This is a genomic window from Alishewanella tabrizica (genome assembly GCF_014652375.1).
GTDB classification, from domain to species: domain Bacteria; phylum Pseudomonadota; class Gammaproteobacteria; order Enterobacterales; family Alteromonadaceae; genus Alishewanella; species Alishewanella tabrizica.
On record NZ_BMYR01000001.1, the window covers coordinates 272,438 to 295,697 of the forward strand.

At 46.2% G+C, this 23,260-nt stretch carries 22 protein-coding genes; 10 read left to right on the forward strand and 12 right to left on the reverse strand.

The window, feature by feature from the left end; genetic code table 11:
• Nucleotides 1–92: 92 nt before the first annotated feature.
• The 3 genes from rnd to IE070_RS01270 form a co-directional block, all read right to left on the reverse strand.
• Complete coding sequence (gene rnd / locus IE070_RS01260; RefSeq protein WP_189479628.1) at nucleotides 93–1,250, reverse strand: ribonuclease D; 1,158 nt, start codon at nucleotides 1,248–1,250, stop codon at nucleotides 93–95.
• A gap of 126 nt (nucleotides 1,251–1,376) precedes the next feature.
• Entirely contained in the window at nucleotides 1,377–3,032 is a 1,656-nt protein-coding gene (fadD, locus tag IE070_RS01265; protein WP_189479630.1) for a long-chain-fatty-acid--CoA ligase FadD, read from the reverse strand.
• A 194-nt stretch (nucleotides 3,033–3,226) separates the two neighbouring features.
• Complete coding sequence (locus IE070_RS01270; protein ID WP_189479633.1) at nucleotides 3,227–4,084, reverse strand: class I SAM-dependent methyltransferase; 858 nt, start codon at nucleotides 4,082–4,084, stop codon at nucleotides 3,227–3,229.
• A gap of 217 nt (nucleotides 4,085–4,301) precedes the next feature.
• Between IE070_RS01270 and IE070_RS01275 the strand changes: the two genes are divergently transcribed.
• Nucleotides 4,302–5,618: an alkaline phosphatase gene (locus IE070_RS01275; RefSeq protein WP_189479635.1), complete on the forward strand. Its 1,317-nt coding sequence runs from the start codon at nucleotides 4,302–4,304 to the stop codon at nucleotides 5,616–5,618.
• A gap of 122 nt (nucleotides 5,619–5,740) precedes the next feature.
• Here the strand turns inward: IE070_RS01275 and IE070_RS01280 are convergent, their stop codons facing one another.
• The 7 genes from IE070_RS01280 to IE070_RS01310 form a co-directional block, all read right to left on the reverse strand.
• A complete protein-coding gene (locus tag IE070_RS01280) occupies nucleotides 5,741–6,247 on the reverse strand; it encodes a chalcone isomerase family protein (RefSeq protein ID WP_189479637.1) in 507 nt (168 codons plus the stop codon).
• Nucleotides 6,240–6,737 (reverse strand): DUF2878 domain-containing protein, encoded by a 498-nt coding sequence (locus IE070_RS01285; RefSeq protein WP_189479639.1) that lies wholly within the window; start codon nucleotides 6,735–6,737, stop codon nucleotides 6,240–6,242. The genes IE070_RS01280 and IE070_RS01285 overlap by 8 nt, the downstream gene beginning before the upstream one ends.
• Complete coding sequence (locus IE070_RS01290; protein ID WP_189479641.1) at nucleotides 6,734–7,471, reverse strand: SDR family NAD(P)-dependent oxidoreductase; 738 nt, start codon at nucleotides 7,469–7,471, stop codon at nucleotides 6,734–6,736. Before IE070_RS01290 ends, IE070_RS01285 begins: the two co-directional genes overlap by 4 nt.
• Before the next feature lie 312 nt (nucleotides 7,472–7,783).
• Entirely contained in the window at nucleotides 7,784–8,116 is a 333-nt protein-coding gene (locus IE070_RS01295) for a hypothetical protein (RefSeq protein ID WP_189479643.1), read from the reverse strand.
• A 103-nt stretch (nucleotides 8,117–8,219) separates the two neighbouring features.
• Nucleotides 8,220–8,918, reverse strand: a complete 699-nt coding sequence (gene tsaB, locus IE070_RS01300; RefSeq protein WP_189479645.1) for a tRNA (adenosine(37)-N6)-threonylcarbamoyltransferase complex dimerization subunit type 1 TsaB — start codon at nucleotides 8,916–8,918, stop codon at nucleotides 8,220–8,222.
• Complete coding sequence (gene yoaA, locus IE070_RS01305) at nucleotides 8,915–10,843, reverse strand: DNA repair helicase YoaA (protein WP_189479646.1); 1,929 nt, start codon at nucleotides 10,841–10,843, stop codon at nucleotides 8,915–8,917. The genes tsaB and yoaA overlap by 4 nt, the downstream gene beginning before the upstream one ends.
• 211 nt (nucleotides 10,844–11,054) lie before the next feature.
• Entirely contained in the window at nucleotides 11,055–11,303 is a 249-nt protein-coding gene (locus tag IE070_RS01310) for a hypothetical protein (RefSeq protein ID WP_189479649.1), read from the reverse strand.
• A gap of 456 nt (nucleotides 11,304–11,759) precedes the next feature.
• Here IE070_RS01310 and hisG point away from each other — a divergent pair, with 456 nt between their 5' ends.
• From hisG to IE070_RS01355, 9 genes are all read left to right on the forward strand, one after another.
• Nucleotides 11,760–12,668, forward strand: a complete 909-nt coding sequence (gene hisG, locus IE070_RS01315; protein ID WP_189479651.1) for an ATP phosphoribosyltransferase — start codon at nucleotides 11,760–11,762, stop codon at nucleotides 12,666–12,668.
• Between the two features lie 3 nt (nucleotides 12,669–12,671).
• Nucleotides 12,672–14,003: a histidinol dehydrogenase gene (gene hisD, locus IE070_RS01320; protein ID WP_189479653.1), complete on the forward strand. Its 1,332-nt coding sequence runs from the start codon at nucleotides 12,672–12,674 to the stop codon at nucleotides 14,001–14,003.
• Nucleotides 14,004–14,070: 67 nt separating this feature from the next.
• A complete protein-coding gene (gene hisC / locus IE070_RS01325; protein ID WP_189479654.1) occupies nucleotides 14,071–15,177 on the forward strand; it encodes a histidinol-phosphate transaminase in 1,107 nt (368 codons plus the stop codon).
• Entirely contained in the window at nucleotides 15,174–16,244 is a 1,071-nt protein-coding gene (hisB, locus tag IE070_RS01330; protein WP_189479656.1) for a bifunctional histidinol-phosphatase/imidazoleglycerol-phosphate dehydratase HisB, read from the forward strand. Before hisC ends, hisB begins: the two co-directional genes overlap by 4 nt.
• The gene (hisH, locus tag IE070_RS01335; protein WP_189479658.1) at nucleotides 16,244–16,840 is read left to right on the forward strand and encodes an imidazole glycerol phosphate synthase subunit HisH; all 597 of its coding nucleotides are present in this window, start codon (nucleotides 16,244–16,246) and stop codon (nucleotides 16,838–16,840) included. The genes hisB and hisH overlap by 1 nt, the downstream gene beginning before the upstream one ends.
• A complete protein-coding gene (hisA, locus tag IE070_RS01340) occupies nucleotides 16,837–17,574 on the forward strand; it encodes a 1-(5-phosphoribosyl)-5-[(5-phosphoribosylamino)methylideneamino]imidazole-4-carboxamide isomerase (protein WP_189479660.1) in 738 nt (245 codons plus the stop codon). The genes hisH and hisA overlap by 4 nt, the downstream gene beginning before the upstream one ends.
• The gene (hisF, locus tag IE070_RS01345) at nucleotides 17,556–18,329 is read left to right on the forward strand and encodes an imidazole glycerol phosphate synthase subunit HisF (protein WP_189430819.1); all 774 of its coding nucleotides are present in this window, start codon (nucleotides 17,556–17,558) and stop codon (nucleotides 18,327–18,329) included. The genes hisA and hisF overlap by 19 nt, the downstream gene beginning before the upstream one ends.
• Before the next feature lie 365 nt (nucleotides 18,330–18,694).
• The gene (gene hisIE, locus IE070_RS01350) at nucleotides 18,695–19,309 is read left to right on the forward strand and encodes a bifunctional phosphoribosyl-AMP cyclohydrolase/phosphoribosyl-ATP diphosphatase HisIE (protein WP_189479662.1); all 615 of its coding nucleotides are present in this window, start codon (nucleotides 18,695–18,697) and stop codon (nucleotides 19,307–19,309) included.
• A 73-nt stretch (nucleotides 19,310–19,382) separates the two neighbouring features.
• Nucleotides 19,383–21,074, forward strand: coding sequence for a PocR ligand-binding domain-containing protein (locus IE070_RS01355; RefSeq protein ID WP_189479670.1), 1,692 nt, complete (start codon nucleotides 19,383–19,385; stop codon nucleotides 21,072–21,074).
• Nucleotides 21,075–21,202: 128 nt separating this feature from the next.
• Here IE070_RS01355 and IE070_RS01360 read toward each other — a convergent pair whose 3' ends face one another.
• Together IE070_RS01360 and IE070_RS01365 are read right to left on the reverse strand one after the other, a co-directional pair.
• Nucleotides 21,203–22,813 (reverse strand): methyl-accepting chemotaxis protein, encoded by a 1,611-nt coding sequence (locus IE070_RS01360; RefSeq protein ID WP_189479672.1) that lies wholly within the window; start codon nucleotides 22,811–22,813, stop codon nucleotides 21,203–21,205.
• Between the two features lie 43 nt (nucleotides 22,814–22,856).
• Nucleotides 22,857–23,252: a type 2 periplasmic-binding domain-containing protein gene (locus tag IE070_RS01365; protein WP_189479674.1), complete on the reverse strand. Its 396-nt coding sequence runs from the start codon at nucleotides 23,250–23,252 to the stop codon at nucleotides 22,857–22,859.
• Nucleotides 23,253–23,260: the final 8 nt, after the last annotated feature.

The following is a 23,260-nucleotide window of genomic DNA, read 5'->3' on the forward strand; positions in this document are numbered from 1 at the left end:
AACGTATCTTTTAGTTGTTTCTACTATAGCAAATTATAAAGCGCGTGTTACAACCTCGCGCCCCATAAATTAAGTCATTGAATAATAAAAACTTAAATATCCTTGCCAGCCATTTGCTCACTTTCTAGGTGTGTTGGCATCGGCAAAAATGGCTTCAATATTTCAGCTCGCCAGCTACAAAGATATTCTGGTAACGGTAACAATGCGCGCTCTTGCTCAGTAACACGCCAACACCAATTAAAAAATTCATGCAATTGCCGGCGGGTAGATAAAAAAGACGCCGGGATCCCCGTGGCTAAAGCGGCCTCTTTAATTGCTTGCCCAAGTTCGGCTAACACCACTTTTTCGCCCGCAAAATGTGCTGGGTAATAGAAACGTTGTGGACAAAGCTCAGCGGGGATGGCCTTGGCAAGTTCGATCACGTGCACAAGGTGCTTTGCATGCCTTCGCATATCGCGGCTCGCCATGCCGGGGATGTTTAGCAAACTTTCGGCTGTAGCAGGTCGGCGTTTTGCTAATTCCAGTAATTGGGCGTCTTTGGCAACAAGTCCAAGCGCAAGATCTCGCTCTACCGCATAGTGATAACGCCAACTGACGAGATCACGCAGTACAGCTAATTCTCGACTGGTTAACTGTGTACTGTTTTTTACTTCAAGATATTTAAATGAAGGAGGTAACTGTTGTTGCCGCCGTAACAACAATTGTTGCCCTTCTGCCAGTAATAACCGTAACTTAAGGGGATCGGTTAATTCCGCTAAAAGTTTACGATACACCGGCAACAGAAATTTCACGTCGTTGGCAGCATAAGTGAGTTGCTTGTCTGCCAAGGGCCGGGCTAACCAATCGGTTCGTGCTTCACTTTTATCTAAGACGGCACCCGTTAACTGTTCCACCAGACGACCATAGCCCATACTGCTGCCCCAATCGACAATTTCTACGGCTAATTGAGTATCAAATAACGGGCAGATATGAGTAATACCAATGGTGGCAAACGCCTCTAAATCTTCGGTGCATGAGTGCAGAATTTTGGTTATATGTAGTGCAGCGAATAATTGTTGTAATGGCTGCCAATCAGTTATGCTCAAGGGATCGACCAGTGCTAACTGCTCGCCATCATATAACTGAATTAATCCTAATTTTGGGGCTAATGTACTTTGACGAATAAATTCAGTGTCCACCGCCAATAACGGTTGTCGCATCGCTTGCTGACAAAACTGGGCTAAATGTTGGTTATCGGTTAGCAGTGACATGGTTAACTCTCTTTCGTGCACGCTTTTCAGTATCAGCTTTTCAGCACGCCAATAGGCGTAGAGATAAACGGTAAAAAGCGCCAAATAATGCTGACAAAAAAGCCGGCCCAAGGCCGGCTTTTTTGATTAACCGCGTAATTCGCGGCGTAAAATTTTGCCTACGTTCGTTTTGGGCAACTCACTGCGGAATTCTACCAGTTTCGGTACTTTGTAGCCCGTTAAATGTTGCTTACAATGTGCAATCACTTCTTGCTCTGTTAGTGAGGCGTCTTTTTTAACAATAAACACCTTAACAACTTCACCCGTTGCCTCGTTTGGCACCCCCACAGCAGCCACTTCTAATACTTTCTCGCTCATGGCAACGACCTCCTCAATTTCATTAGGAAACACATTGAAGCCTGAGACTAAGATCATATCTTTTTTACGATCAACAATATAAAAGAAACCCTGTTCGTCCATACGGGCAATATCACCCGTATATAACCAGCCATTTTTAATGGTCTTGGCGGTTTCTTCGGGTCGATTTAAATAGCCGAGCATGACCTGCGGACCTTGAACGATCATTTCACCTGATTCGCCTGGCGCAACGTCATTATCATTTTCATCCACTAAACGAATATCGGTTGATGGTGCAGGTAAGCCAATACTGCCGTTAAAATCTTCTAAGTTAAATGGACTTAGTGTCACTAATGGACAACATTCGGTTAAACCATATCCTTCTAACAAACGGGTCTTCGTGACTTTTTTCCAACGTTCGGCAACCGGCCGCTGAACAGCCATGCCGCCACCCAAGGATAATTTTAATTTGCTAAAATCCAGCTCAGCAAAACCCGGTGTGTTCAATAAACCATTAAATAAGGTATTAACACCGGTGATAGCGGTAAAAGGAAATTTAGCGAGTTCTTTGACAAAATTAGGCATGTCACGCGGGTTAGTGATCAGTAAATTGGTACCGCCATGTTTAAAGAACACGAAGAAATTCGCTGTCAAGGCAAAGATGTGATAAAGCGGTAAGGCTGTTACCACATTCTCCGTACCTTCATTTAAGAATTGATCCAGAAAACCACTGGCTTGTTCTAGGTTTGCCACCATATTGCGATGCGTTAGCATGGCGCCTTTCGATACGCCAGTCGTGCCGCCCGTATATTGTAGAAAAGCAATAGCATCGCCTGTTACCGAAGGTTTTTGCCATTTAAGGCTGGCACCACGCGCTAACACCTGATTAAACGACGTAAATTGGTGTAATTGATAAGCAGGAATCAGCTTTTTGACATGCTTAACCACCAGATTCACTAACGTGCCTTTCACGGTACCCAGCATATCGCCCATTTTAGTTAAAATAACATGCTCTAAACGCATGTTTTTCTCAACTGCCATCAGGGTATGCGCAAAGTTTTCAACAATAACAATAGCTTTAGCTTTGGAATCACTAAGCTGATGCTGTAACTCGCGTGGTGTATAAAGGGGATTAACATTGACAACACAGCAACCTGCCCGTAGTACACCCATGAGTGCAACAGGGTATTGCAGCAAATTAGGCATCATAATGGCCACAGCATCGCCAGGTTTTAACCCTAACTCATGTTGTAAATAGGCTGCAAAGGCTTGGCTTTGTCGATCAAGCTCACGATAGGTGATGCTTTTACCCATATTAACAAAAGCGATCTTATCAGCGAATTTTTCAATACTTTGACTAAATATATCTAACAAAGAAGAATAATGATCAGGATTAATTTGCGCCGGAACGCCCTCGGGGTAAGAATTTAACCAGACTCTGTCCACCGTCTACTCCTTAATAAAGTTGTTGTACTTCGCGCACACTTGCATGTTTTAGAACCGCATAGCATGGCTTTTTCTAGTTATTGTAGCTGCATTTAACCAAGTTGCTGGATTACCCTTGGATAGCAGTTATTAATATTGAGCTTTTACTCTAACGCCATCATCCCATAAAAGCGCTAAACAGACAATCAGTCGCCTTACTCCTGTTCCAGCGGTTTCACAAATTTCAATGTCATCCGATCGCTCTCGCCAATGGCAAGATAAGCATCGCGATTTTCCAACCCTAACGCTAACGTTGGCGGTAATGTATAAACGCCCTTGGTATAATCTTTAGTATCTTTAGGATTGGCGTTAATTTCACTGCTAGCAACTAACTGAAAGCCAACACGTTCAGCGACTGAAATTAAGAAGGCTTCGTCGGTATACCCTTCTACGGCATAACTGGTTAAATCGGTTACTCGGGCTGCGCGATGCTCTACCATACCGAAGGTACCACCGGGTTTAAGCACATCAAATAAGGTTTGCATAGTCGCTAAGAGCTGCCCGCGTTGATGCCAGATATGCACGTTACGAAAGCTAAGTATCATATCAAATTGGTCAGGCGCTAATACGGGGATAAAATTTGGTGGATCTAGAGCTACCCGCCCAACATCACCAAATTCATCGGCTTGTTGAATAATTCGCTGTTCTAACCGCGCGCTTAATCTTGCCCAAAAAGCACTGCGTTCATCCAAATTATTCACACCATCTTGGCGAAAATGGGCAATGGTCAGCTGACCTTGATCTTTGACAAAAGGAGCAATAATTTCGGTATACCATCCCCTAACAGGCCATAACTCTAAAACAGACATCTGCGGTTCAAGTCCAAAAAACATTAGGGTGTCGACAGGGTTACGATATTGATTACGGTGTAAATGTGCAGCGCCACGCTTCGGGTTTTCTGCTAGTACGGTCAAACGTTCACGCCATTGTTCAGGCGTTTGCGCAACCGCAGACAACACCGGCAGTACCGCGAGAAAACTGCACATCACTATGCTTGTAGTTATTTTTTTCATAGTTAACCTTAATGTTGATAACATCGTGATAAAAGCTAGTGTTATGACTGGATCCATAAATAACGTGCTATAACCTTAAGATAACGCTCTCCTTGTGCAAAAGTCCAGCAAAAGCGCATTTCGTACTGACGTCATATTTTCGCGTGTTTATCGCAACAAGCTTGGCGAGCCTGATGTGCTGCTTTACACTAATTTCATTTTGTATAAAGGTGCCTGTATGCGCGCATTGTTACTTCTTCCTTTACTCACTTTTGGCGCTTACGCTGATGCAGCCCCAAAAAATGTTATATACATGATTGGCGATGGTATGGGACCTGCTTATCTAACAGCCTATCGCTATTATCAGCATCAACTTGCCGAATCGCAGCAACAAACCTCGTTGCCCATCGCCAATACCATATTTGATGATTTACTGACAGGCATGGCCAGTACCTATCCAGACGATGACACCTTAGTAACTGACTCTGCAGCAAGTGCTACCGCGTTAGCAACTGGCGTTAAAAGCTTTAATGGCGCAATTTCTGTTAATAGACAACACATTCCAATCGGCACCATGATGCAGTTAGCCAAACAGCTAGGCAAAGCTAATGGTATTGTTGCCAGCTCGCAGGTTAACCATGCGACGCCTGCAGCCTTTGTTTCTCACAATGTTAGCCGTCGTAATTACAATGCAATTGCCGATATGTATTTTGATTATCGAATAAACGGTAAACCGGTTGCCGATGTGATTTTAGGCGGTGGCACCGATTATTTTGTTCGAGACGATCGAAATCTGATTACTGAATTCAAAAAGGAAGGCTATCAATACGCTGACAGCTGGCAACAACTCTCCACGCTTAGCCAGAAACCAGCGATCGCTTTATTAGACAAAACCGGCTTACCGGCTGCGCTTAATAGCAAACAACCGCAACAATTAGCGATCCTCACGACAAAGGCCCTGGAATTATTAGCGCCTGCCGAAAAAGGATTTGTTTTGATGATTGAGGGGAGCCAAATCGATTGGTGTGGTCATGACAACGATATTGCTTGTGCTATGGCGGAGATGCATGACTTTGCGCAAGCAGTGGCCGTAGCGAAAGCCTATGTTGATGCAAATCCTGATACCTTATTGATTATTACTGCAGATCACGAAACGGGTGGGATGTCTTTAGGAGCTGACGGCAAATATCTATGGCTGCCGGAAGTCATACAAGGCGTAACAGCAACCGGACGAAAAATTGCCGACGAATTAAATGCAGCGAGCACGGATGAGGCGGCATTAAGCCGCTGGTTAGCACTTACCAACATTACGTTAACGCCAGAGGAACAACAACAATTACTGGCGCAGCGCGGCAAAGAGCAGCAGGCATTGCGAGACGTCGCGGTGAAGTTGGTGGCTAAATATTCTTATACGGGCTGGACCAGCAGCGGGCACACCGCGGCGGATGTCCCTATCATGGCTTATGGCAAAAACAGCACGGATTTCCATGGATTTATGGATAATACTGCCATTGCTAAACAGTTAATTCGTTATATCAGCACGACCCAGCCGTAATGCAATTGTTGGCTTAGCTACCCGATAAGCCAACACCATAAAATTGAAATGCCCAGTGATTAACTGGGCATTTTGGTATCAGGAATATCGTTGCAATAGTGCTAATTAAAAGAAGCTTATGACTAATCGCTAGCTTCGCCGATTAGTTGTGATCTTAATTTTGGCGCGCTGGTACCATTGTGCAGCCATATATTAAAGAAAGCTGGACCAAAAGCGTTATCAGTAAGCACCCCCGTGGCTTTACCATTAAAGTAAAACGCTACCGAATTGTCCGCTTGTAACACTGCCGCTAATGTATCGCCCTTTTTGACATCTTGCCATAACGACGTTAATTGCTGAGCCCACTGCTGCTGTTGCTCGGAACTACTCTGCTGTAGTTTTTTCCACTCATCTACAGTAGCTTTAATAAACTGATCACGGGTTATATTGCGTTTATAGGTAAGTTCTAATAGCAAAGGGGTGCTCTGCTCGTAATTTACAAATTGGCCATCAGCTGTCGCAAGCCGCGCATCATACAATTGCCACAGCATATAGCGATAACTGCCCTGTCCAACTGTTTTCAAATCAGGCACCGCTAACGCAGTCCCTGCAAACGTTAACAGCAATAACAAACCTAAAATTTTACGCATACCACCTCCGACTGTAACCAAATAGGATGCCTAATACGCCCCAAACCAGGCCAAGTATTACGTAAGATCCAACCCCGGCAGGAAAACTCATTATGCCATCACTTAACGCCGCACCACCAATATAGGATAAAGGGCCGCCAACCCCGGCAACAACGAAAGCGATGCCAGGATGGGTTAAAAACTTACTCATCACTTCAACTAGCGCTAAGGCAAAAATGGCCCATAGCAGCAGAAACCATATAGGCATCCAGGCCGTTTGAGCAAAACTCAACACCTCGGTCGCCACCATAATACTGTCAACGGCAATGCCAAAAACTGCAGTCAGCAAAACAGCTATTTGCGCATTTTTCGAGGGTAATTGCCATAAACCGTACAAAAGATAAATCAGGACAGGCCAAAATAACAATTGCTGGAAAAACACTAATAGAAACCAGCATAACTCGAAACCGATTAAGGATCGCCAAGGGATCTTAGTTTTTAAGGCTGTCATGTTTGCTTCATCCTTGCCGCCAAACTTGAACGCATACCATAAGGTAAGCAACTAAGGGCGTTAAGCAGATACCCAAGGCGCTTGGGAAAACGTAAACGCAATTTACCTGCTTCAATACCCTTGAATATGCGTTCGGCCGCTTTTGCTACAGGCATTAAAAATGGCATATCGAAATCATTCTTTTGCGTTAAAGGGGTATCAATAAACCCCGGTTCGATCAAGCACACCTTAATACCCGTGTGCGCTAAATCAACCCGTAAGCTTTCGGTAAAATAACTTACCGCCGCCTTACTGGCACCATAGGCTTCAGACCGTGTAAATGGGAAAAAATGTGCCATCGAACTGACAATCGCTAAGGTATTACCAGATTTAAGCATAGGAAGAAGCAACTTAGTGCTGGCGACAACCGCTTGAAAGTTAATGGCAAAGGTACGTTCAAACGCGGCAAGATCCAGATCGGTTGCCTCAACATATTCGCAGTTGCCTGCGTTAAGTAAAACCACATCAAAATTTAAATCTGCTGGCAAACTTTGCTGCCAACGTTGCATAGCTAAGGTGTCGGTGAGATCCAAACTTACTGGCACAATAGAATTAGTATACTGCGCGGCTAAGTCAGCTAATTTATCCGCTGAGCGCGCAACAGCATAAACCGTCCACCCTTGTTTGGCATAATATAACGCCGTTTCGCGGCCAATGCCTGAACTGGCACCGGTAATTAAAATGGTCGAAGACATGATCACTCCTTGGCTAATACTTCTATATACGTAAACTAATAAGAACAGTTCAGCACAAAGCCAGTAAACAAGCTAATCAACTGGTTATGCCTTCGATTAGGGCACATTAGAACTAAAAAGAAGGGCGAAAGCACCATTGGACCAACCAGGCGATTAACTGAGCAGAAGAGTAAATAAGCCTAGTGTAAGTAAATGAAGGTTTGATGACTCAGGATGAGTAAACGAAATCACTAAAATATAAAAACAACAGCCGATGAGTATAGAATTAAAGAGTGAACAAGTGATCAATACGTGTTGAATACAAAATTAACGCTAAGCGTATAAATCAACACCTAGCATGGCTTGCACTTCGCTACGACGCTGTTCATTTTGTAAGCTTTGATAGGCAGCAATAGCGCGCTCATTATTTTGCTCGGCAGTATTTCGCGATGACGCACGAGAGGATTCTCGCGCAAACTGTTGGGTCTGTTGTGCCTCGCGCTCTGTATCTAGACGCTGAATAACATCACGATCAATTCGAATGCCAGCAGCTTGATTCACCGTGCTCTCTTTCTCTGGCACAACCGCACGCGCTGGCTGCGGCCGATTTGTCGCCGGAGTCAGCAAATTGCTGGGAGTAATGGTGTTACTGGCGTTGATACTCATGGGCTAACATACTCAAAAAATAGTGATGCAATTATAGACAAGGATATCTCATTTTTGCCAGCGCTTTTCCCTTTTTTCTACGCAACTTTCTGGCTTTAGCTTGCTAGCGTCCAGGGAGCTTTTGCCATGTCACTTCGTCACGCACGTACACGGGCTCAGCGTGTTCAGCCGCAACAAAATGACCATGTTGCCAAGCATCAAGGCTATAAGGCAGCATAAACTGGGCGGATGGGTATAAAATATCGGATGCAATAGTGGCGGGTTTTAATAAACTTAACGCATCACCATAGGTTTGCCAGCCAGTACCGACGCCAATAACGCCCGGATCTAATTGTAAATCAGTAATAGCTGAAGGTAACGCTGCTGGTTTTGCGGCGACCTCGGGGGTAGAAGCCTGCATCACACCCTTAGCATTCAAAGTGTATACCGCCATATACACTTCTGCCATGCGAGCATCAATGGCGGCGATAACCTGTTTTGCGGCATGTTGTTGTGCTGCGGCTTGTGCCATAGCCGCAAGAGTCGATACACCATACAGCGGCACATCTACGCCGAACGCGAGTCCTTGCGCAACGGATACGCCAATACGCACCCCCGTAAAACTTCCTGGCCCGCGACCAAAAATAATACCGTTTACCTGATGTAAGCCAATACCTGCATCGGCTAAGAGTTGCTGCACCATTGGCAGAATACGTTTGCTGTGTTGTTGCGGGCAAACTTCATCAAACGCCAAAAGTTGGCCATGGTAGCTTAAAGCTACTGAACAGGCTTCAGTAGACGTGTCTAGGGCTAAAAAAATCATGTATTTCCTTGTTGCAACTGTTTTAAAAACGCGCTGGCTTCAGCCAAATCACGAGTACGGCGCATCGGCGGCAAACTCTTTAAAAAGGTGGCGCCATAGGGCCGAGTCACTAATCTATTATCGCATATCACCAACACGCCACGATCGGTAACATCACGGATCAATCGCCCTACCCCCTGCTTTAAAGTAATCACCGCCTGAGGTAATTGCACTTCGGCAAAGGGATCTTGGCCGCGCATAGCACAATCTTCACTACGTGCTTGTAGCAAAGGATCGTCGGGGGATGCAAAGGGTAACTTATCGATAATGACACAACTTAACGTATCACCTCGTACATCTACACCTTCCCAGAAACTGCCCGTACCAAGCAATACCGCATTTTCCAACTGAACAAATTGCTCTAATAATAATCGTTTACCCGTTGAGCCTTGCACTAACACAGGCTGGCGGATCTGTTCAGGTAAGGTTGCGGCCATCATTTGTAACATACGATGGCTGGTGAATAAAAAGAAACAGCGACCATTATTCGCCGTTATTAACTCAATAGCCATAGTCAACAATGCATGGGCCATGGCAGGCTCATGAGGTTCGGGCATAAACCGCGGTACACACAACAAGGCTTGTTTAGCGTAGTCAAAAGGACTTTCTAGCAATAACGTATCGGCGCCGGTTAAGCCCATTTGCTGTTGATAATGGCTAAACCCTTCATCTACTGACAAAGTAGCAGAGGTAAAAATCCAACTACGTTGTTCTGCAAATACCAATTTATGGAATTTATCGGCAATGCTCAGAGGCGTTAAATGTAAACCCACATGTAACTTACTCGTTTCAAACCACAAACTTACGCCTGTTTGTTCCACTTGTAACAATTTTACCAGCTGACCTTTTAATTGCGCTAAACGCTCGTAGCAACTGTCTAACGTCTGGCTTCGCCCCAAACTGCTTTTAACAATTTGATACAGCATATCTAAGGCATCATTAATTCGGGTTATGGCAGTTTGCATAGCCGGTTTTTGATACGCTTGTCGCCAATTCCCGCGGCTAGGATCGGTGGCAAACTGCAAACGCCAATCACGCGTTAAACTGGCCACTTTGTCAGCTGCCTTACTTAATTGGATAACATCTTTTAACTCGCCCTTGCCCACTAACTCAATATCTTTACATAAATCTTGCAAGACACGGGTAGAAAAATGCTCACCAAAATACTCACTGGCAATATCAGGGATTTGGTGCGCTTCATCAAAAATCACTACTTCCATATCCGGTAATAATTCGCCAAAGCCAGTATCTTTTAACGCTAAATCGGCAAAAAATAGGTGATGATTGACCACCACCAAATCGGCACCTTGTGCTTCTTTACGTGCTTTTAGCAAATGACAATCTTCATACACTGGGCAGTCTTTACCAAGGCAATTATCCGTTGTACTGGTAACAAAAGGCAGCGCTTTTGAATCTTCCGCGATATAGGTAAGTTCACCAATGTCGCCACTTTGCGTCTCAGTTGACCATTTTTTTATTAAACTCAGATCAGCAATAAGTTGAGGATCCGCTACCGGGACATGTTGGTAATGCTGCTCCAATCGAAATAAACACAGATAATTTGACCGCCCCTTTAATAACGCAATGGTAATGGGCAACGCCAACGCCTGCAAAACAGTAGGCAAATCTCGAAAATACAACTGCTCTTGCAAGTTTTTGGTGCCTGTTGATAACACTACTTTCTTGCCTGATAGCAAAGCGGGCACCAAGTACGCATACGTTTTACCCGTACCAGTACCGGCCTCTACAACTAAAGCACCGTCTTGCTGAATAGCTTTTTCAACAGCATTGGCCATCGCTAATTGCGCAGCCCGTGGCTTAAAACCAGGTATCTGCTGGGCTAAGGTGCCATTTTCGGCAAACACTTTCGCTGATTTAGTGTTCATTAGATATGCCAATTGTCAACGGATGTTGAGAATTAACCAGATTAACGCAACCTAGCCAAACGAGATCAGCAACGCAGTGAGCCCTTTTTAGGTGATCTAAGTGGTATGTTATTATCGGTATCATCTATTACCTGACTGCATTAGGCATAGCCAAAAAAGGCGTCTATTATGCCTTGTTTATCTAAAAATGCAGACAAAACGCCGTATTGTTTTAAACAAAAATATCAACATGGCCGTCTTTATCAACCCGTTGCTCTTCTTCTGGCGTGGTATACGGCGCAACGGGAAAGTCACCATCAGCCTGCTTACGCTGAGCAAATCGGCGTAAAATCAGATACTTTTGCTCATGCCGCTTCAGTGGCTCTAAGCGTGCCTCTTTAAAAACCGGTAAGACCATTTTCGGTTCTTGTTCAATTGGCGTACCCGGGGTACGTTGGATAAACGGCATAAAAATGTCCACGACGACCTCCTTTGGCTACACTGTGTTTATTTTATATCGGCCAAATCTTGGCAAACTAAAGCCCTTGCAATGACTATACAACATGAGCATTATTTAACCAGATAAATCATAGCGTAGTTTCGCAAACACTATTCTCACGTTAACCACATTCCAGCATTAATAATAAGTAACTGATTATTAATGATATAAAATTATTTCACTTTTAAAAATATAAAATTAATTATTGCACTTTAGCGCCAGCCAGAGTAACTTGTATAGCAATTAAATAAGGTTTTTATTGAACACTTTTATGAATAATAACGTAAGCGTAACACAGCACCACCATCATATCACCTAGCCTTCCGGTTTAGGCGGAGGGCTATTGTGTTGGCCTCCGGTGGACTTTGTTACAACCAACCCCGCAGGCCAAGCCACGGGGTTTTTTGTTTTTAAATGATTAGTATTTGGGAGTAACCAATGAGTCCGGCGATTGAAAGTAAAAGATTACGTATCGGTATGCAAAAATCTGGGCGTTTATCCACAGAATCACAAGCTCTGTTAACCAGTTGTGGCTTAAAAATCAACCTGCGGGAGCAACGACTGATTGCCCATGTTGAAAATATGCCGATTGATATTCTGCGGGTTCGCGACGACGATATCCCAGGTTTGGTGATGGACGGTGTCTGCGACTTAGGCATTATTGGCGAAAACGTATTAGAAGAAGTCTCGTTACAGCGGCAAATTGATAATGAATCTGCAGAATATGATGTGTTGGCGCGGCTTGACTTTGGTGGTTGCCGGCTATCTATCGCAGTACCGCAAGAAGAAGAATATCAGGGTGCCAGCAGTTTAGAGGGTAAAACAATTGCCACCACGTACCCGCGATTATTAACCCGTTATTTAAAGCAACAAGGTGTAAATGCCCGAGTAGTGATGCTAACCGGTTCGGTTGAGGTTGCTCCGCGCGCGGGTCTGGCCGATGCCATTTGTGATTTGGTTTCTACCGGTGCCACACTTGAAGCCAACGGTTTAAAAGAAGCCGAAGTCATTTACCGCAGTAAAGCAGTGCTGATTCAACGCAAAGGCTTAAACGATGCCCAGCACCTGAAACTGATCAATAAGTTAATGCCGCGCATTCAGGGTGTAATGCAAGCCAACGAAAGCAAATACATTATGCTACACGCCCCCCGCGCTAAACTAACCGAAGTAATTGCCCTATTGCCCGGTGCCGAGAATCCAACGCTATTGCCGTTGGTAGGCAACGATGCAATGGTCGCCATCCATGTAGTTAGCAGTGAAACCTTGTTCTGGGAAACCATGGAACAATTAAAGCTGCTGGGTGCAAGTTCAATCTTAGTATTACCCATTGAAAAGATGATGGAGTAACACATGCAGCGCTTTAACTGGAATCAACTGGATCAAGCAGGGCAACAAGCCGCGTTAGCAAGACCTGCGTTAGCAGACTCAGCCGCGTTAGCGCCAACTGTTCAAGCCATTATTGCGGCAGTAAGACAAGAGGGTGATGCAGCACTGCAGCGCTTTAGCCAACAATTTGATCAACTGCCCGACAACCCGCTTCGGTTAAGCCAAGAAGAGCAACAGCGCTTACTTGGCTTGCTGCAACCTGAGCGCAAAGCGGCCATCGAATTGGCCTATGACAATATTCGCAAGTTTCATGCGGCACAATTACCGCGCGATATTGAAGTAGAAACCAGCGCCGGGGTGATTTGCCAGCTAAAAAGCCGCCCGATCGGTAGCGTAGGATTATATATCCCCGGCGGCAGTGCACCCTTACCTTCTACGGTACTAATGTTAGGTGTACCCGCGCAATTAGCCGGTTGCCCGCGCGCGGTGTTAGTCACGCCACCAGGCAAACCTAATGCAATTGATATTGCGCCTGAAATTATTTATGCCGCTAATCTTTGTGGCATTTCTGAAATCTATACAATTGGTGGCGCTCAAGCAATTGCTGCTCTAGCGTATGGCACTGAGAGCATTGCCAAAGTCGATAAAATTTTTGGTCCTGGCAATCGTTATGTAACAGAAGCTAAACAGCAGGTCAGCCAAGATGCCAAGGGCGCACAAATTGATATGCCGGCAGGGCCTTCAGAGGTGTTAGTGTTGGCGGATGCGGAAGCTAACCCCGCCTTTGTTGCTGCTGATTTATTATCGCAAGCAGAGCACGGCCCAGATTCACAGGTGATCTTAATTAGTGACAGCAGCACCCTCTTGGATAATGTCGAAATTCAACTTGCTGCGCAATTAGCGGCTCTGCCGCGGGGCGCCATTGCAGCCAAAGCACTTGCCCATAGCCGTGCCATTTTAACAGCAGACCTCCAAACTGCCGTGGCGGTAACGAATGCCTATGCGCCCGAGCATTTAATCGTGCAAACGCGCGATGCCAGTGCGCTTACCGAGCAATTTGATAGTGCCGCCAGTATCTTTGTAGGGGAATGGACGCCAGAATCTGCCGGCGATTATGCCAGCGGCACTAACCATGTGTTGCCAACCTATGGCTATAGCCGCACCGTGTCCAGTTTATCACTAACGGACTTTTATCGCCGCTTTACCGTGCAGCAGTTATCAGCACAAGGTATGCGCAATATTGGCCCAGCTATTGTTACGCTTGCCGAAGCAGAAAGCTTAGAAGCCCATGCCAATGCGGTGCGACTGCGTTTAGCTGCGCTAGAAAAAGCCGGCCAGAACACGGCAAATGACTAAGGCAAGCGACTAAGGTTATTAGTCAGGCCAATATTAAGAAAACGAATAAACAAGGTTGAGGTTTGTGATGACAACTGCCAATAACGCCAACAGCACCAGCAATACCGTAAATACGCTGGCCCGGCAACTGGTGCAAGACATTGTACCTTATGCCTCTGCCCGCAGCAGTATGAGTGGCGGCGCAGTCTGGCTTAATGCTAATGAAAATGCGCTAGCTCCTGCTTATCAGTTAGATGATTGCTTTAACCGCTATCCGTCATGTCAGCCAAAAGCGGTAATTGACGCTTATGCCGCCTATGCCGGTTTGGCGCCTGAACAGGTGCTGGTAAGCCGCGGTGCCGATGAAGGTATCGAGCTGCTGATCCGTAGCTTTTGCGAGCCCAAACAAGATAGCATTACTATTTGCCCGCCGACTTATGGCATGTATGCCATTAGTGCCGAAAGCAATCAAACTGCAGTAACGAAAGTGCTGTTAAAAGACAGCGAGCGCTTGGATTTACCGGGTATTTTCGCTACCCACCCCAAACTGGTGTTTATTTGTAGCCCGAATAACCCCACTGGCGATCTGATCCCGCGTGAAGATATTATTGCCGTACTGGAGCACTTTAAAGACAAGGCACTGGTGGTGGTAGATGAAGCCTATATTGAATTCGCGCCCTCAGCCTCTGTAGTGCCGCTGCTTAGCCGCTACCCACATTTGGTAGTGTTACGTACGTTATCCAAAGCCTTTGGCTTGGCAGGGTTGCGCTGTGGTTTTACGCTGGCCTCGGCCGATATTATCAATGCCCTGAAAAAGATGATTGCGCCCTATCCCATTGCCGAACCGGTGGCACAAATTGCTGCTCAGGCACTTTCGGCAAAGGGCATCGCGCAAATGCAGCAAAGCGTAGCGATCATTAATCAATTGCGTAACGACTTTAGCACCTTTGTCTCACAGCTCCCGGGCATTGTAAAAATTTGGCCCAGTAATGCCAACTATGTGCTGTTACAAGTGAGTAATGCCGCCGACTGTGTGCAGGCATTAATCAGCGAAGGGATCTTAATCCGCAATCAATCCAGCCAGTTAGGCTTAACCGAGGTAGTGCGGGTGTCCATTGGTAATCCGGATGAGATGCAGCGTTTACAGCAAGCCATGTTAACCTATTTTTCCACGACGAAGAGAGCAAGCGCATGAGTGGCCAACCTATTTTATTTATCGACCGCGACGGCACCATGGTGGAAGAGCCACCAATTGACAAACAACTGGATAGCTTGGAAAAGCTGGCCTATGAACCGGGCTTGGTCCCTGCACTCTTAAAGCTGCAGGCCGCCGGTTATCGCTTGGTGATGGTCACCAATCAGGACGGCTTGGGCACCAGCAGCTTTCCGCGTGACACCTTTGATGCGCCGCATAACAAAATGATGCAACTGCTCACCTCGCAAGGCATCGTTTTTGATGATGTATTGATTTGCCCGCACTTTGACAGCGATAACTGCAGTTGTCGTAAACCCAAATTAGGCTTAGTCAAAGACTACCTGCAGCAAGGCAAAATCGACTTTACCAATTCCTACGTAATTGGCGACCGGCTGACCGATGTGCAATTAGCTGAAAATATGGGCTTGCCGTCGTTTCAGTACAATCGCGATACCTTAGGCTGGGCCGAAATCACCAAGCGCCTGCTAAGTCGCGGTCGAAAAGCCACAGTGCGCCGCACTACCCGTGAAACCGATATTGAAATCAGCGTAGATCTGGATAATAGCGGAAACAATTACTTTGGCACTGGCGTTGGTTTCTTTGATCATATGCTGGAGCAAATTGCCACCCACGGCGGCTTTTCGCTGCAAGTAAAAGTCACAGGCGATTACCATATTGACGATCACCACAGTGTCGAAGATACCGCCTTAGCACTAGGTCAGGCCCTAAAACAAGCCCTTGGAAATAAACGCGGCATCAACCGTTTTGGCTTTGTGCTGCCGATGGATGAGTGTCGTGCTGAGTGTGTGCTGGATTTATCGGGCCGCCCGCTGTTTGTGTTTAATGGCGAGCTGGGCGATGGTGCAGTCGGTGGTTTAACACTGGAAATGGTGCCGCACTTTTTCCGCTCGTTAAGCGATGCCATGTTAATGTCGCTGCATTTAAGCATTACCGAAGGCAATAAACACCATAAAGTGGAAGGCTTGTTTAAAGCTTTTGGCCGCGCCTTACGCCAAGCGATTACGGTAAGTGGTGAAGCCTTACCCAGCTCCAAAGGAGTGCTGTAATGGCGGAACTGGTTATTGTCGATACCGGCTGTGCCAATATCAGCTCGGTCTATTTTGCGGTAAAGCGCCTCGGTACTGAGCCGGTGATTAGCCACGACGCCAACGTCATCAAAGCGGCTAACCGGGTGATAGTGCCTGGTGTCGGTAGCGCCAAAGCCGCTATGGCGAACTTGGCCGAGCGCGAGTTGATTGCTACCTTACAAGGCTTAACCCAGCCGGTGTTAGGCATTTGTTTGGGCATGCAAATGCTTACCGCCCATAGTATGGAAGGCGATGTCGCCTGTTTAGGCTTAATCCCAGGCGAAGTCGCGCCACTGAATGCCGCAGGTTTACGCTTACCCCATATGGGCTGGAATACGCTGCATAGCATTAGCAGTCACCCTATTATGCAAGGCTTTACCGAACAAGATTACCTGTATTTTGTGCATAGCTTTGCGGTAGTGCCCAGCCAATATAGTTTAGCGCAGTGCCACTATGGTTCTGATTTCGCAGCCGTGATTGGCAAAGATAATGTGGCCGGTGCGCAATTTCACCCAGAGCGTTCAGGCAAGGTCGGTGCGCGTTTATTACAAAACTTTTTGGAGTGGCAGCTGTGATTATCCCAGCGATAGATTTAATTGATGGCAAGGTCGTGCGTCTATATCAGGGCGCTTATGATAAAACCACCGAATACGAATTCAGTCCGCTAAGCTTGCGCGATCGCTATGCCGCAGCCGGTTCACCCATTTTACATGTGGTCGACTTATCTGGTGCGAAAGATGCCAGTAAGCGGCAACTTAGCTTATTAACAGCCTTAATGACTAATTCGCCCTTACAGATCCAAGTCGGTGGCGGCGTGCGCAGCGAGCAAGATGTGAAAGATTTACTGGCCGCCGGTGCCAGTCGGGTAGTTATTGGCAGTTTAGCCATTCGTGAACCTGAGTTGGTGCAGGGCTGGATCAAGCAGTATGGCGGCGATCGTATCGTACTGGCGTTAGACGTGGCGATTAATGCCAAGGGCGAAAAAACCTTACCCAGCCATGGCTGGATTGAGGAGTCTGGTGTGACACTGGAGCAAGTGCTTGATGGCTATATCGCTGCCGGTGCTAAGCATGTATTGTGCACCGATATTAGTAAAGATGGCACCCTAAGCGGCTCCAATGTGGCGCTATACCGCGAACTGTGCAGCAAGTACCCACAATTGGCTTGGCAAGCCTCGGGCGGTATTGGCGCGCTCAGTGATATTCAGGCTTTAATTGGCTCTGGCGTAGCAGGTGTGATTTTAGGACGCTCGCTATTGGAAGGTAAATTTTCGCTTGAGGAGGCCATAGCATGCTGGCAAAACGGTTAATTCCCTGTTTAGATGTTCGCGATGGCAAGGTGGTGAAAGGCGTACAGTTTCGTAACCACGAAATTATTGGCGATATTGTGCCACTGGCACAGCGCTATGCCGAAGCCGGTGCCGATGAGTTAGTGTTTTATGATATTACCGCTTCCAGCGATGGCCGTGTGGTGGATAAAAGCTGGGTTCGGCGTATTGCTGAAGTGATTGATATCCCCTTTTGTGTGGCAGGTGGCATTAAATCAGTCGCCGATGCGGGCAAGATTTTAGAAATGGGTGCCGATAAGGTGTCGATTAATAGTCCGGCGCTGAGTAATCCGCAATTAATTGCCGATTTAAATGCCACCTTTGGCCAGCAATGCGTGGTGATTGGCATCGACAGTTTTTTTGATGTGGCTTCTGGCCAGTATCAGGTATACCAATTTACTGGCGATGAAACGCGCACCCAAAAAACCCAGTGGTTAACGCGGGATTGGGTAAGCGAGGTACAACGTTTGGGTGCCGGTGAAATTGTGCTGAACTGTATGAATCAAGATGGTGTGCGTCAGGGTTATGATATTGCCCAGCTGAAAACCATCCGCGATCTCTGCAAGGTACCCCTTATTGCCAGTGGAGGTGCCGGTACGATGCAACACTTTACTGAGGTATTTCAGCAAGCCGATGTGGATGGTGCCTTAGCCGCCAGTGTGTTTCATAAGGGTATTATTCAGATTAGCGAGCTAAAAGCGAAGTTAATTGCGGATGGGATTAGTATTCGGCCTTAGTGGTATAGTCATGTGCTTCGAACACGCAAACACTACGTACATTTTTTCTGTGACACGCCGTGAACCATCCATGGGCTCGATTGTAAATGTCATCCATGACATTTACCCCATGGAGGGGCCAGCGAAGCTGTCCAAATTCGTTCCAGACGAATTTGTCCGGCCATCCATGGCCTCCAACGGTCACAGAAAAAAGTACATCCGCGTTTGCTCATCCCGTTGACTACACCTATGTATCGAGCACAACACCGACACTGCTAAGCAAAGCGTCTTTGGCATGGATGCCAAAGAGGAGCCTACAGGGATGTATTCACGGCGTCTTTGCGTGTAGTGTCGGTGTTGCGCACACTCACTTTTGAGAGTTCAATATGAATCTACAACAAATCAACCAGCTAAGCTGGCCCGACACCCAACTGCTACCGGCGATAGTGCAGCATGCCATCTCCGGTAAAGTCTTAATGCAAGGTTATATGAACCCGGCGGCACTACAGCATACGCTGGATAGCGGCAATGTGACCTTTTTTAGTCGTAGTCAGCAACGCTTATGGACTAAAGGCGAAAGCTCTGGCCATACCTTAAAGCTCGTTAGCATTGACAGTGATTGCGATGCCGACAGCTTGCTGGTACTGGCCATGCCGCAAGGCCCTACCTGCCATGTCGGTACCGAAACCTGCTGGCACGATAATAGCGCTAACAGCCCGCAATTGGCTTTCTTATATGATTTAGAGCAAGTCATTCAAAGCCGTGAAGGTGCTGATCCGAAAAGCAGTTATACCGCCAGTTTGTTTGCGCGTGGCGTGAAACGCATTGCCCAAAAGGTCGGCGAAGAAGGCGTTGAATCTGCTTTAGCCGCCATGGCCGGCGATAGAGAAGAACTCGCCAATGAAGCTGCCGATCTTATATTCCATTTGCTGGTATTGTTGCGTAGCCAGAAACTGGAATTAAATGACGTGATCAAGGTGCTACAACAACGCCATAAATAATACTGCAGCGCACTATTCTTTTTTTAAAAATGGAGTAAGCTTAGGCAAGGATGCTAGCTAGAATAATGTCATTATGAATTCCAAGGCGCCGCATTTACACCGCGAGGCGAACCTGATCCAGATGTTCGATCCCTTAACGGCTGATTGGAATATCACTTTATCTGCTCAAAATACGCTAAACACACACCAAGTATTGGCCAATATAGATTTTGGCCGCCTTTCCACCCTATTCGACAGTTTTTTACAGGTATTACATATACCGATCGCCTTAGTCGATTTGCAGGGAAAGGTATTAGCGTCTTCCGCTTGGCAACGCGCATGTCATCAATTTCACCGTCAAGCACCAACAACCTTACAGGGCTGCTTAGAAAGTGATCGTGAATTAGCACTGCAATTACAACAAGGAAAAAATTATTCACTTTATCGCTGTCGCAATGGTTTAACCGATTGTGCTACGCCCATTATGTTAGAAGGTAAACATGTGGCCAATTTGTTTATGGGACAGTTTTTTTTACAAACACCTGATGAACAGTTTTTTAAACACCAAGCACAACATGCAGGCTTTGCAGAAAGCGACTATTTGGCTGCCTTAGCTGATGTTCCGATTGTCGACGAAGCTAAATTACCTGCCATGATAAACATGTTAGCCTCACTGGCGGTTCATATTGCAGAACTGGTGCTACTAAATAATCGGTATTTGCAGGTTTTAGAGCAATCGCAACTGCAGATTGAGCAACGAAATCAAGAACTGCAATTGCAAAACCACATTTTGAACCAGATTAGTGAAGGTGTGGCATTAAAAACAATTTTATACCATCTTGTGTCGCAAGTAGAACAGCTCCACCCCGATATGATTTGCTCAATTTTACTGCTGGATGAAGATGGCAAAACCTTACGCCATGGTGCAGCCCCTTCATTACCTGAAAGGTATAACTTGGCTTTGGATGGGGTGGTTAGCGGCATTGGTGTAGGATCTTGTGGTACAGCGGCTTTTAGTGGTGAAACCGTCATTGTTAGTGATACGCGTACCCACCCCTACTGGCAACCATATCAGGCGTTAGCACAACTTGCCGGCATTGCAGCATGTTGGTCGCAACCCATTAAAAATGCTCAAGGCAAAGTCTTGGGCACCTTTGCAATGTATCATAAACACCCTGCAGAGCCGACTCCCCATCAAATTGAGAAGATTCGAGGGTATAGTAACTTAGCTGAACTGGCAATCAGTCGCAGTATTAGCGCGCAACAAATAAGGCGTTTAGCTTTTTATGATAGCTTAACCGGATTAGCCAATCGTCGATTATTGGAAGAACATCTCAGCCAAGCCATGGCTGCAAGCCAACATAATGAAACGTACTGCTGTTTGATGTTTATCGACATGGACGATTTCAAACCTGTTAATGATCGTTATGGCCATAAAGCAGGAGATACCGTTCTGGCTGAAGTGGCAAGACGATTAACCCACAGTTTACATCTGCCTGGCACCGTTGCACGCTTTGGGGGGGACGAATTTGTGGTGCTAATTCGTGATATAGAACAAGACGTTACGCTGAGCATGCAGCAAATTGAAGATGTTATAAGCAAGATAAGGCAGCAGTTATTGCAACCTTATTTATTGCCTAATGGGCAATTTCACCAATGTGGATGCAGCATTGGCATGACGCTATTTAAAGGCGCAGCAAACATGGATACCTTGTTACTGCAAGCAGATACCGCCATGTATCAAGCAAAAAACCAGCAAGTGCCAGCATGCTGGTTTAATGCTTAATAGGCTTTTTATACCCAGCAAGCTGTACCCTGTTGCTTAAACATTCGTTTAGGCTTTAATTTGGTTTAACACTACTAACACAAAGCGTTTAACGTTACCACTTATGACAATACAGCAATCCTAAGGTGTTATGTCTCAAATTTTGAACTAATACGGGCTAACGATTCTGATAGCGCTCTAAGCTCACTAGCAATACCATTCACATCACCTTGTACCGCTTTTGAGTTGGTGAACGAACTGATCATTTTGCTGGTATTGCTTACAATCTGCTCTGCTACCATCGTTTGTTCTTCCGTCGCCGCCGCGATCTGCGCATTTAACAAACTGATCTGTTGGACTTCACCACTGATTTGCTCAATAGAATTGCCAGCATCTGCTGCTAACGTCGCGGAATGGGCTGCATTATTAACGGCTTGCTGCATAATATTAACTGCTTTGGTTACATTTTGCGTAAGCTCTCCCACCACGCGTTGCACCTGAACGACCGATTGCGCCGTTTTGGTCGATAAGTTACGCACCTCATCCGCGACAACAGAAAATCCTCGGCCATGCTCACCCGCTCTTGCCGCTTCTATGGCCGCATTTAAGGCCAGCAAGTTCGTTTGATCGGCAATGGCATTAATGCTGCTCAGTATTTGCGTCACATTTTTGGTTTTTTCTGCTAATTCTGTAATTACCGATTGTGCTTGAGCAATTTCAGTAGACAGTCCTTCTGAAAAATTAACCGCATGGCTCGTTTTATCAAAGCCCTGCTTCGCCAAGGTGCTTGCGGTTTCGGCTGAACGCGCAGCATCGTTTGCCGATTGGCTGATATCTCTGACCGATAATTGCATTTCAGCCATGCTTTGACTCACGGTTTCTGAATCGTGGCTTTGTTCTGTAGTCATGGCTTGCAGCTCTTTCATGCCTGACGCTAGATGACTGGAGCTTTGCGTTAACGGCTCTACAGCTCGGGCTAACTCGTTAAAAGAGCCCTGCAACATATTAATAAAGGCATTAAATTCACGGGCCACTTTACCTAATTCATCATCACTATTGACCGGTAGGCGACTGGCGAGATTACCTTTGCCACTGGCGAGCTCCGCTAAAGATGAACCCAATGTTTGGGCGGATTGGCTAATTCTATTCGCAATAACATGCCCAAGGCTGGCAGTAAGTACTAGCAATACGCCACCTAACACTAAAATGACGTTAAGCGCCCGCTCGGAATTGGCTGATACATCCGACAAGGCGGTAGCGAAACGTTCATCCGATTGTTGCTCAAACTTAAGAAAGTCAGCAGACAACGACTCATATAGCCGCGTTTTTGTGGCGACTTGCTGCTGAATCATATCAAAATCGACATCACCATCAATAAAGCGTTGCGCGATACCTGATGAAAGTTCGGCATAATTGCTGGCATCTTTAGATAACTGTTGTAGGGCCTCCGTCCACTCTGGGTTTAAGCTTTTCAAACGCGCCAAAGTTTCAGTAATTCTGACTTGATTTTGTTGTGCTGTTGCCAGTAAATCGGGATCGGATAAAGTAACAGCTTGTGTAAAAAATTCGTCCAAAGAGACAAAACCTGTTCGAACTTGCGAAGACAGTTTTGCTGTCTCGTACATAAAGTCCTGCATTTTTTGGATTGCCTCATTATTTTTGAGGGTAAACCAAATGCTAACCGTTACCACGGCAGAGAACGCCACGACCGCTAACGCAATCACCAACCAAATTTTAGCAATGATAGACAAACTTTTCATAAGGCGACCTCAAACCCGGCAGACGTGCTGCCGGGATTTGGTATTAGTTAATAGTGTGAACAACCTTTACGGCACTGGTGACTTTATCAGCGCTAATGTAACCAATGCCCTGTGGATTATTTGCTACAAACTCCAACACTGCTTCTTCGCTAGCCAATTCTGCTGGCGGCGTACCCTTACCGGTAAACACCAACTTTGACCAATGGGCTTTTAATTGCGCAGACGTTCGACCCACGCCTTTTTCGTCGAACTGCGCGCGTAAAGGCACAGACTCGGCTAGATTAACCGCACTAAAGGCATTCGAACGACCGGTATAAATTCGTACTAATTCCTCCGCATTGACACTGCTGGTATTACTTGGATTCACGATCACAACAATGTTAGCTGCCGCAGAAAAAGAACACGCAAGCAACAGGCCGAATAGCATTTTCTTAAACATAACCACTC

Excerpts from the sequence above, each read along its gene's own strand:
- rnd (WP_189479628.1), bottom strand. The coding sequence starts at position 1,250 with ATGTCACTGCTAACCGATAACCAACATTTAGCCCAGTTTTGTCAGCAA.
- IE070_RS01270 (WP_189479633.1), bottom strand. The coding sequence starts at position 4,084 with ATGAAAAAAATAACTACAAGCATAGTGATGTGCAGTTTTCTCGCGGTA.
- IE070_RS01275 (WP_189479635.1), top strand. The coding sequence starts at position 4,302 with ATGCGCGCATTGTTACTTCTTCCTTTACTCACTTTTGGCGCTTACGCT.
- IE070_RS01280 (WP_189479637.1), bottom strand. The coding sequence starts at position 6,247 with ATGCGTAAAATTTTAGGTTTGTTATTGCTGTTAACGTTTGCAGGGACT.
- IE070_RS01285 (WP_189479639.1), bottom strand. The coding sequence starts at position 6,737 with ATGACAGCCTTAAAAACTAAGATCCCTTGGCGATCCTTAATCGGTTTC.
- IE070_RS01290 (WP_189479641.1), bottom strand. The coding sequence starts at position 7,471 with ATGTCTTCGACCATTTTAATTACCGGTGCCAGTTCAGGCATTGGCCGC.
- IE070_RS01295 (WP_189479643.1), bottom strand. The coding sequence starts at position 8,116 with ATGAGTATCAACGCCAGTAACACCATTACTCCCAGCAATTTGCTGACT.
- tsaB (WP_189479645.1), bottom strand. The coding sequence starts at position 8,918 with ATGATTTTTTTAGCCCTAGACACGTCTACTGAAGCCTGTTCAGTAGCT.
- yoaA (WP_189479646.1), bottom strand. The coding sequence starts at position 10,843 with ATGAACACTAAATCAGCGAAAGTGTTTGCCGAAAATGGCACCTTAGCC.
- hisG (WP_189479651.1), top strand. The coding sequence starts at position 11,760 with ATGAGTCCGGCGATTGAAAGTAAAAGATTACGTATCGGTATGCAAAAA.
- hisD (WP_189479653.1), top strand. The coding sequence starts at position 12,672 with ATGCAGCGCTTTAACTGGAATCAACTGGATCAAGCAGGGCAACAAGCC.
- hisC (WP_189479654.1), top strand. The coding sequence starts at position 14,071 with ATGACAACTGCCAATAACGCCAACAGCACCAGCAATACCGTAAATACG.
- hisB (WP_189479656.1), top strand. The coding sequence starts at position 15,174 with ATGAGTGGCCAACCTATTTTATTTATCGACCGCGACGGCACCATGGTG.
- hisH (WP_189479658.1), top strand. The coding sequence starts at position 16,244 with ATGGCGGAACTGGTTATTGTCGATACCGGCTGTGCCAATATCAGCTCG.
- hisF (WP_189430819.1), top strand. The coding sequence starts at position 17,556 with ATGCTGGCAAAACGGTTAATTCCCTGTTTAGATGTTCGCGATGGCAAG.
- hisIE (WP_189479662.1), top strand. The coding sequence starts at position 18,695 with ATGAATCTACAACAAATCAACCAGCTAAGCTGGCCCGACACCCAACTG.
- IE070_RS01355 (WP_189479670.1), top strand. The coding sequence starts at position 19,383 with ATGAATTCCAAGGCGCCGCATTTACACCGCGAGGCGAACCTGATCCAG.
- IE070_RS01360 (WP_189479672.1), bottom strand. The coding sequence starts at position 22,813 with ATGAAAAGTTTGTCTATCATTGCTAAAATTTGGTTGGTGATTGCGTTA.
- IE070_RS01365 (WP_189479674.1), bottom strand. The coding sequence starts at position 23,252 with ATGTTTAAGAAAATGCTATTCGGCCTGTTGCTTGCGTGTTCTTTTTCT.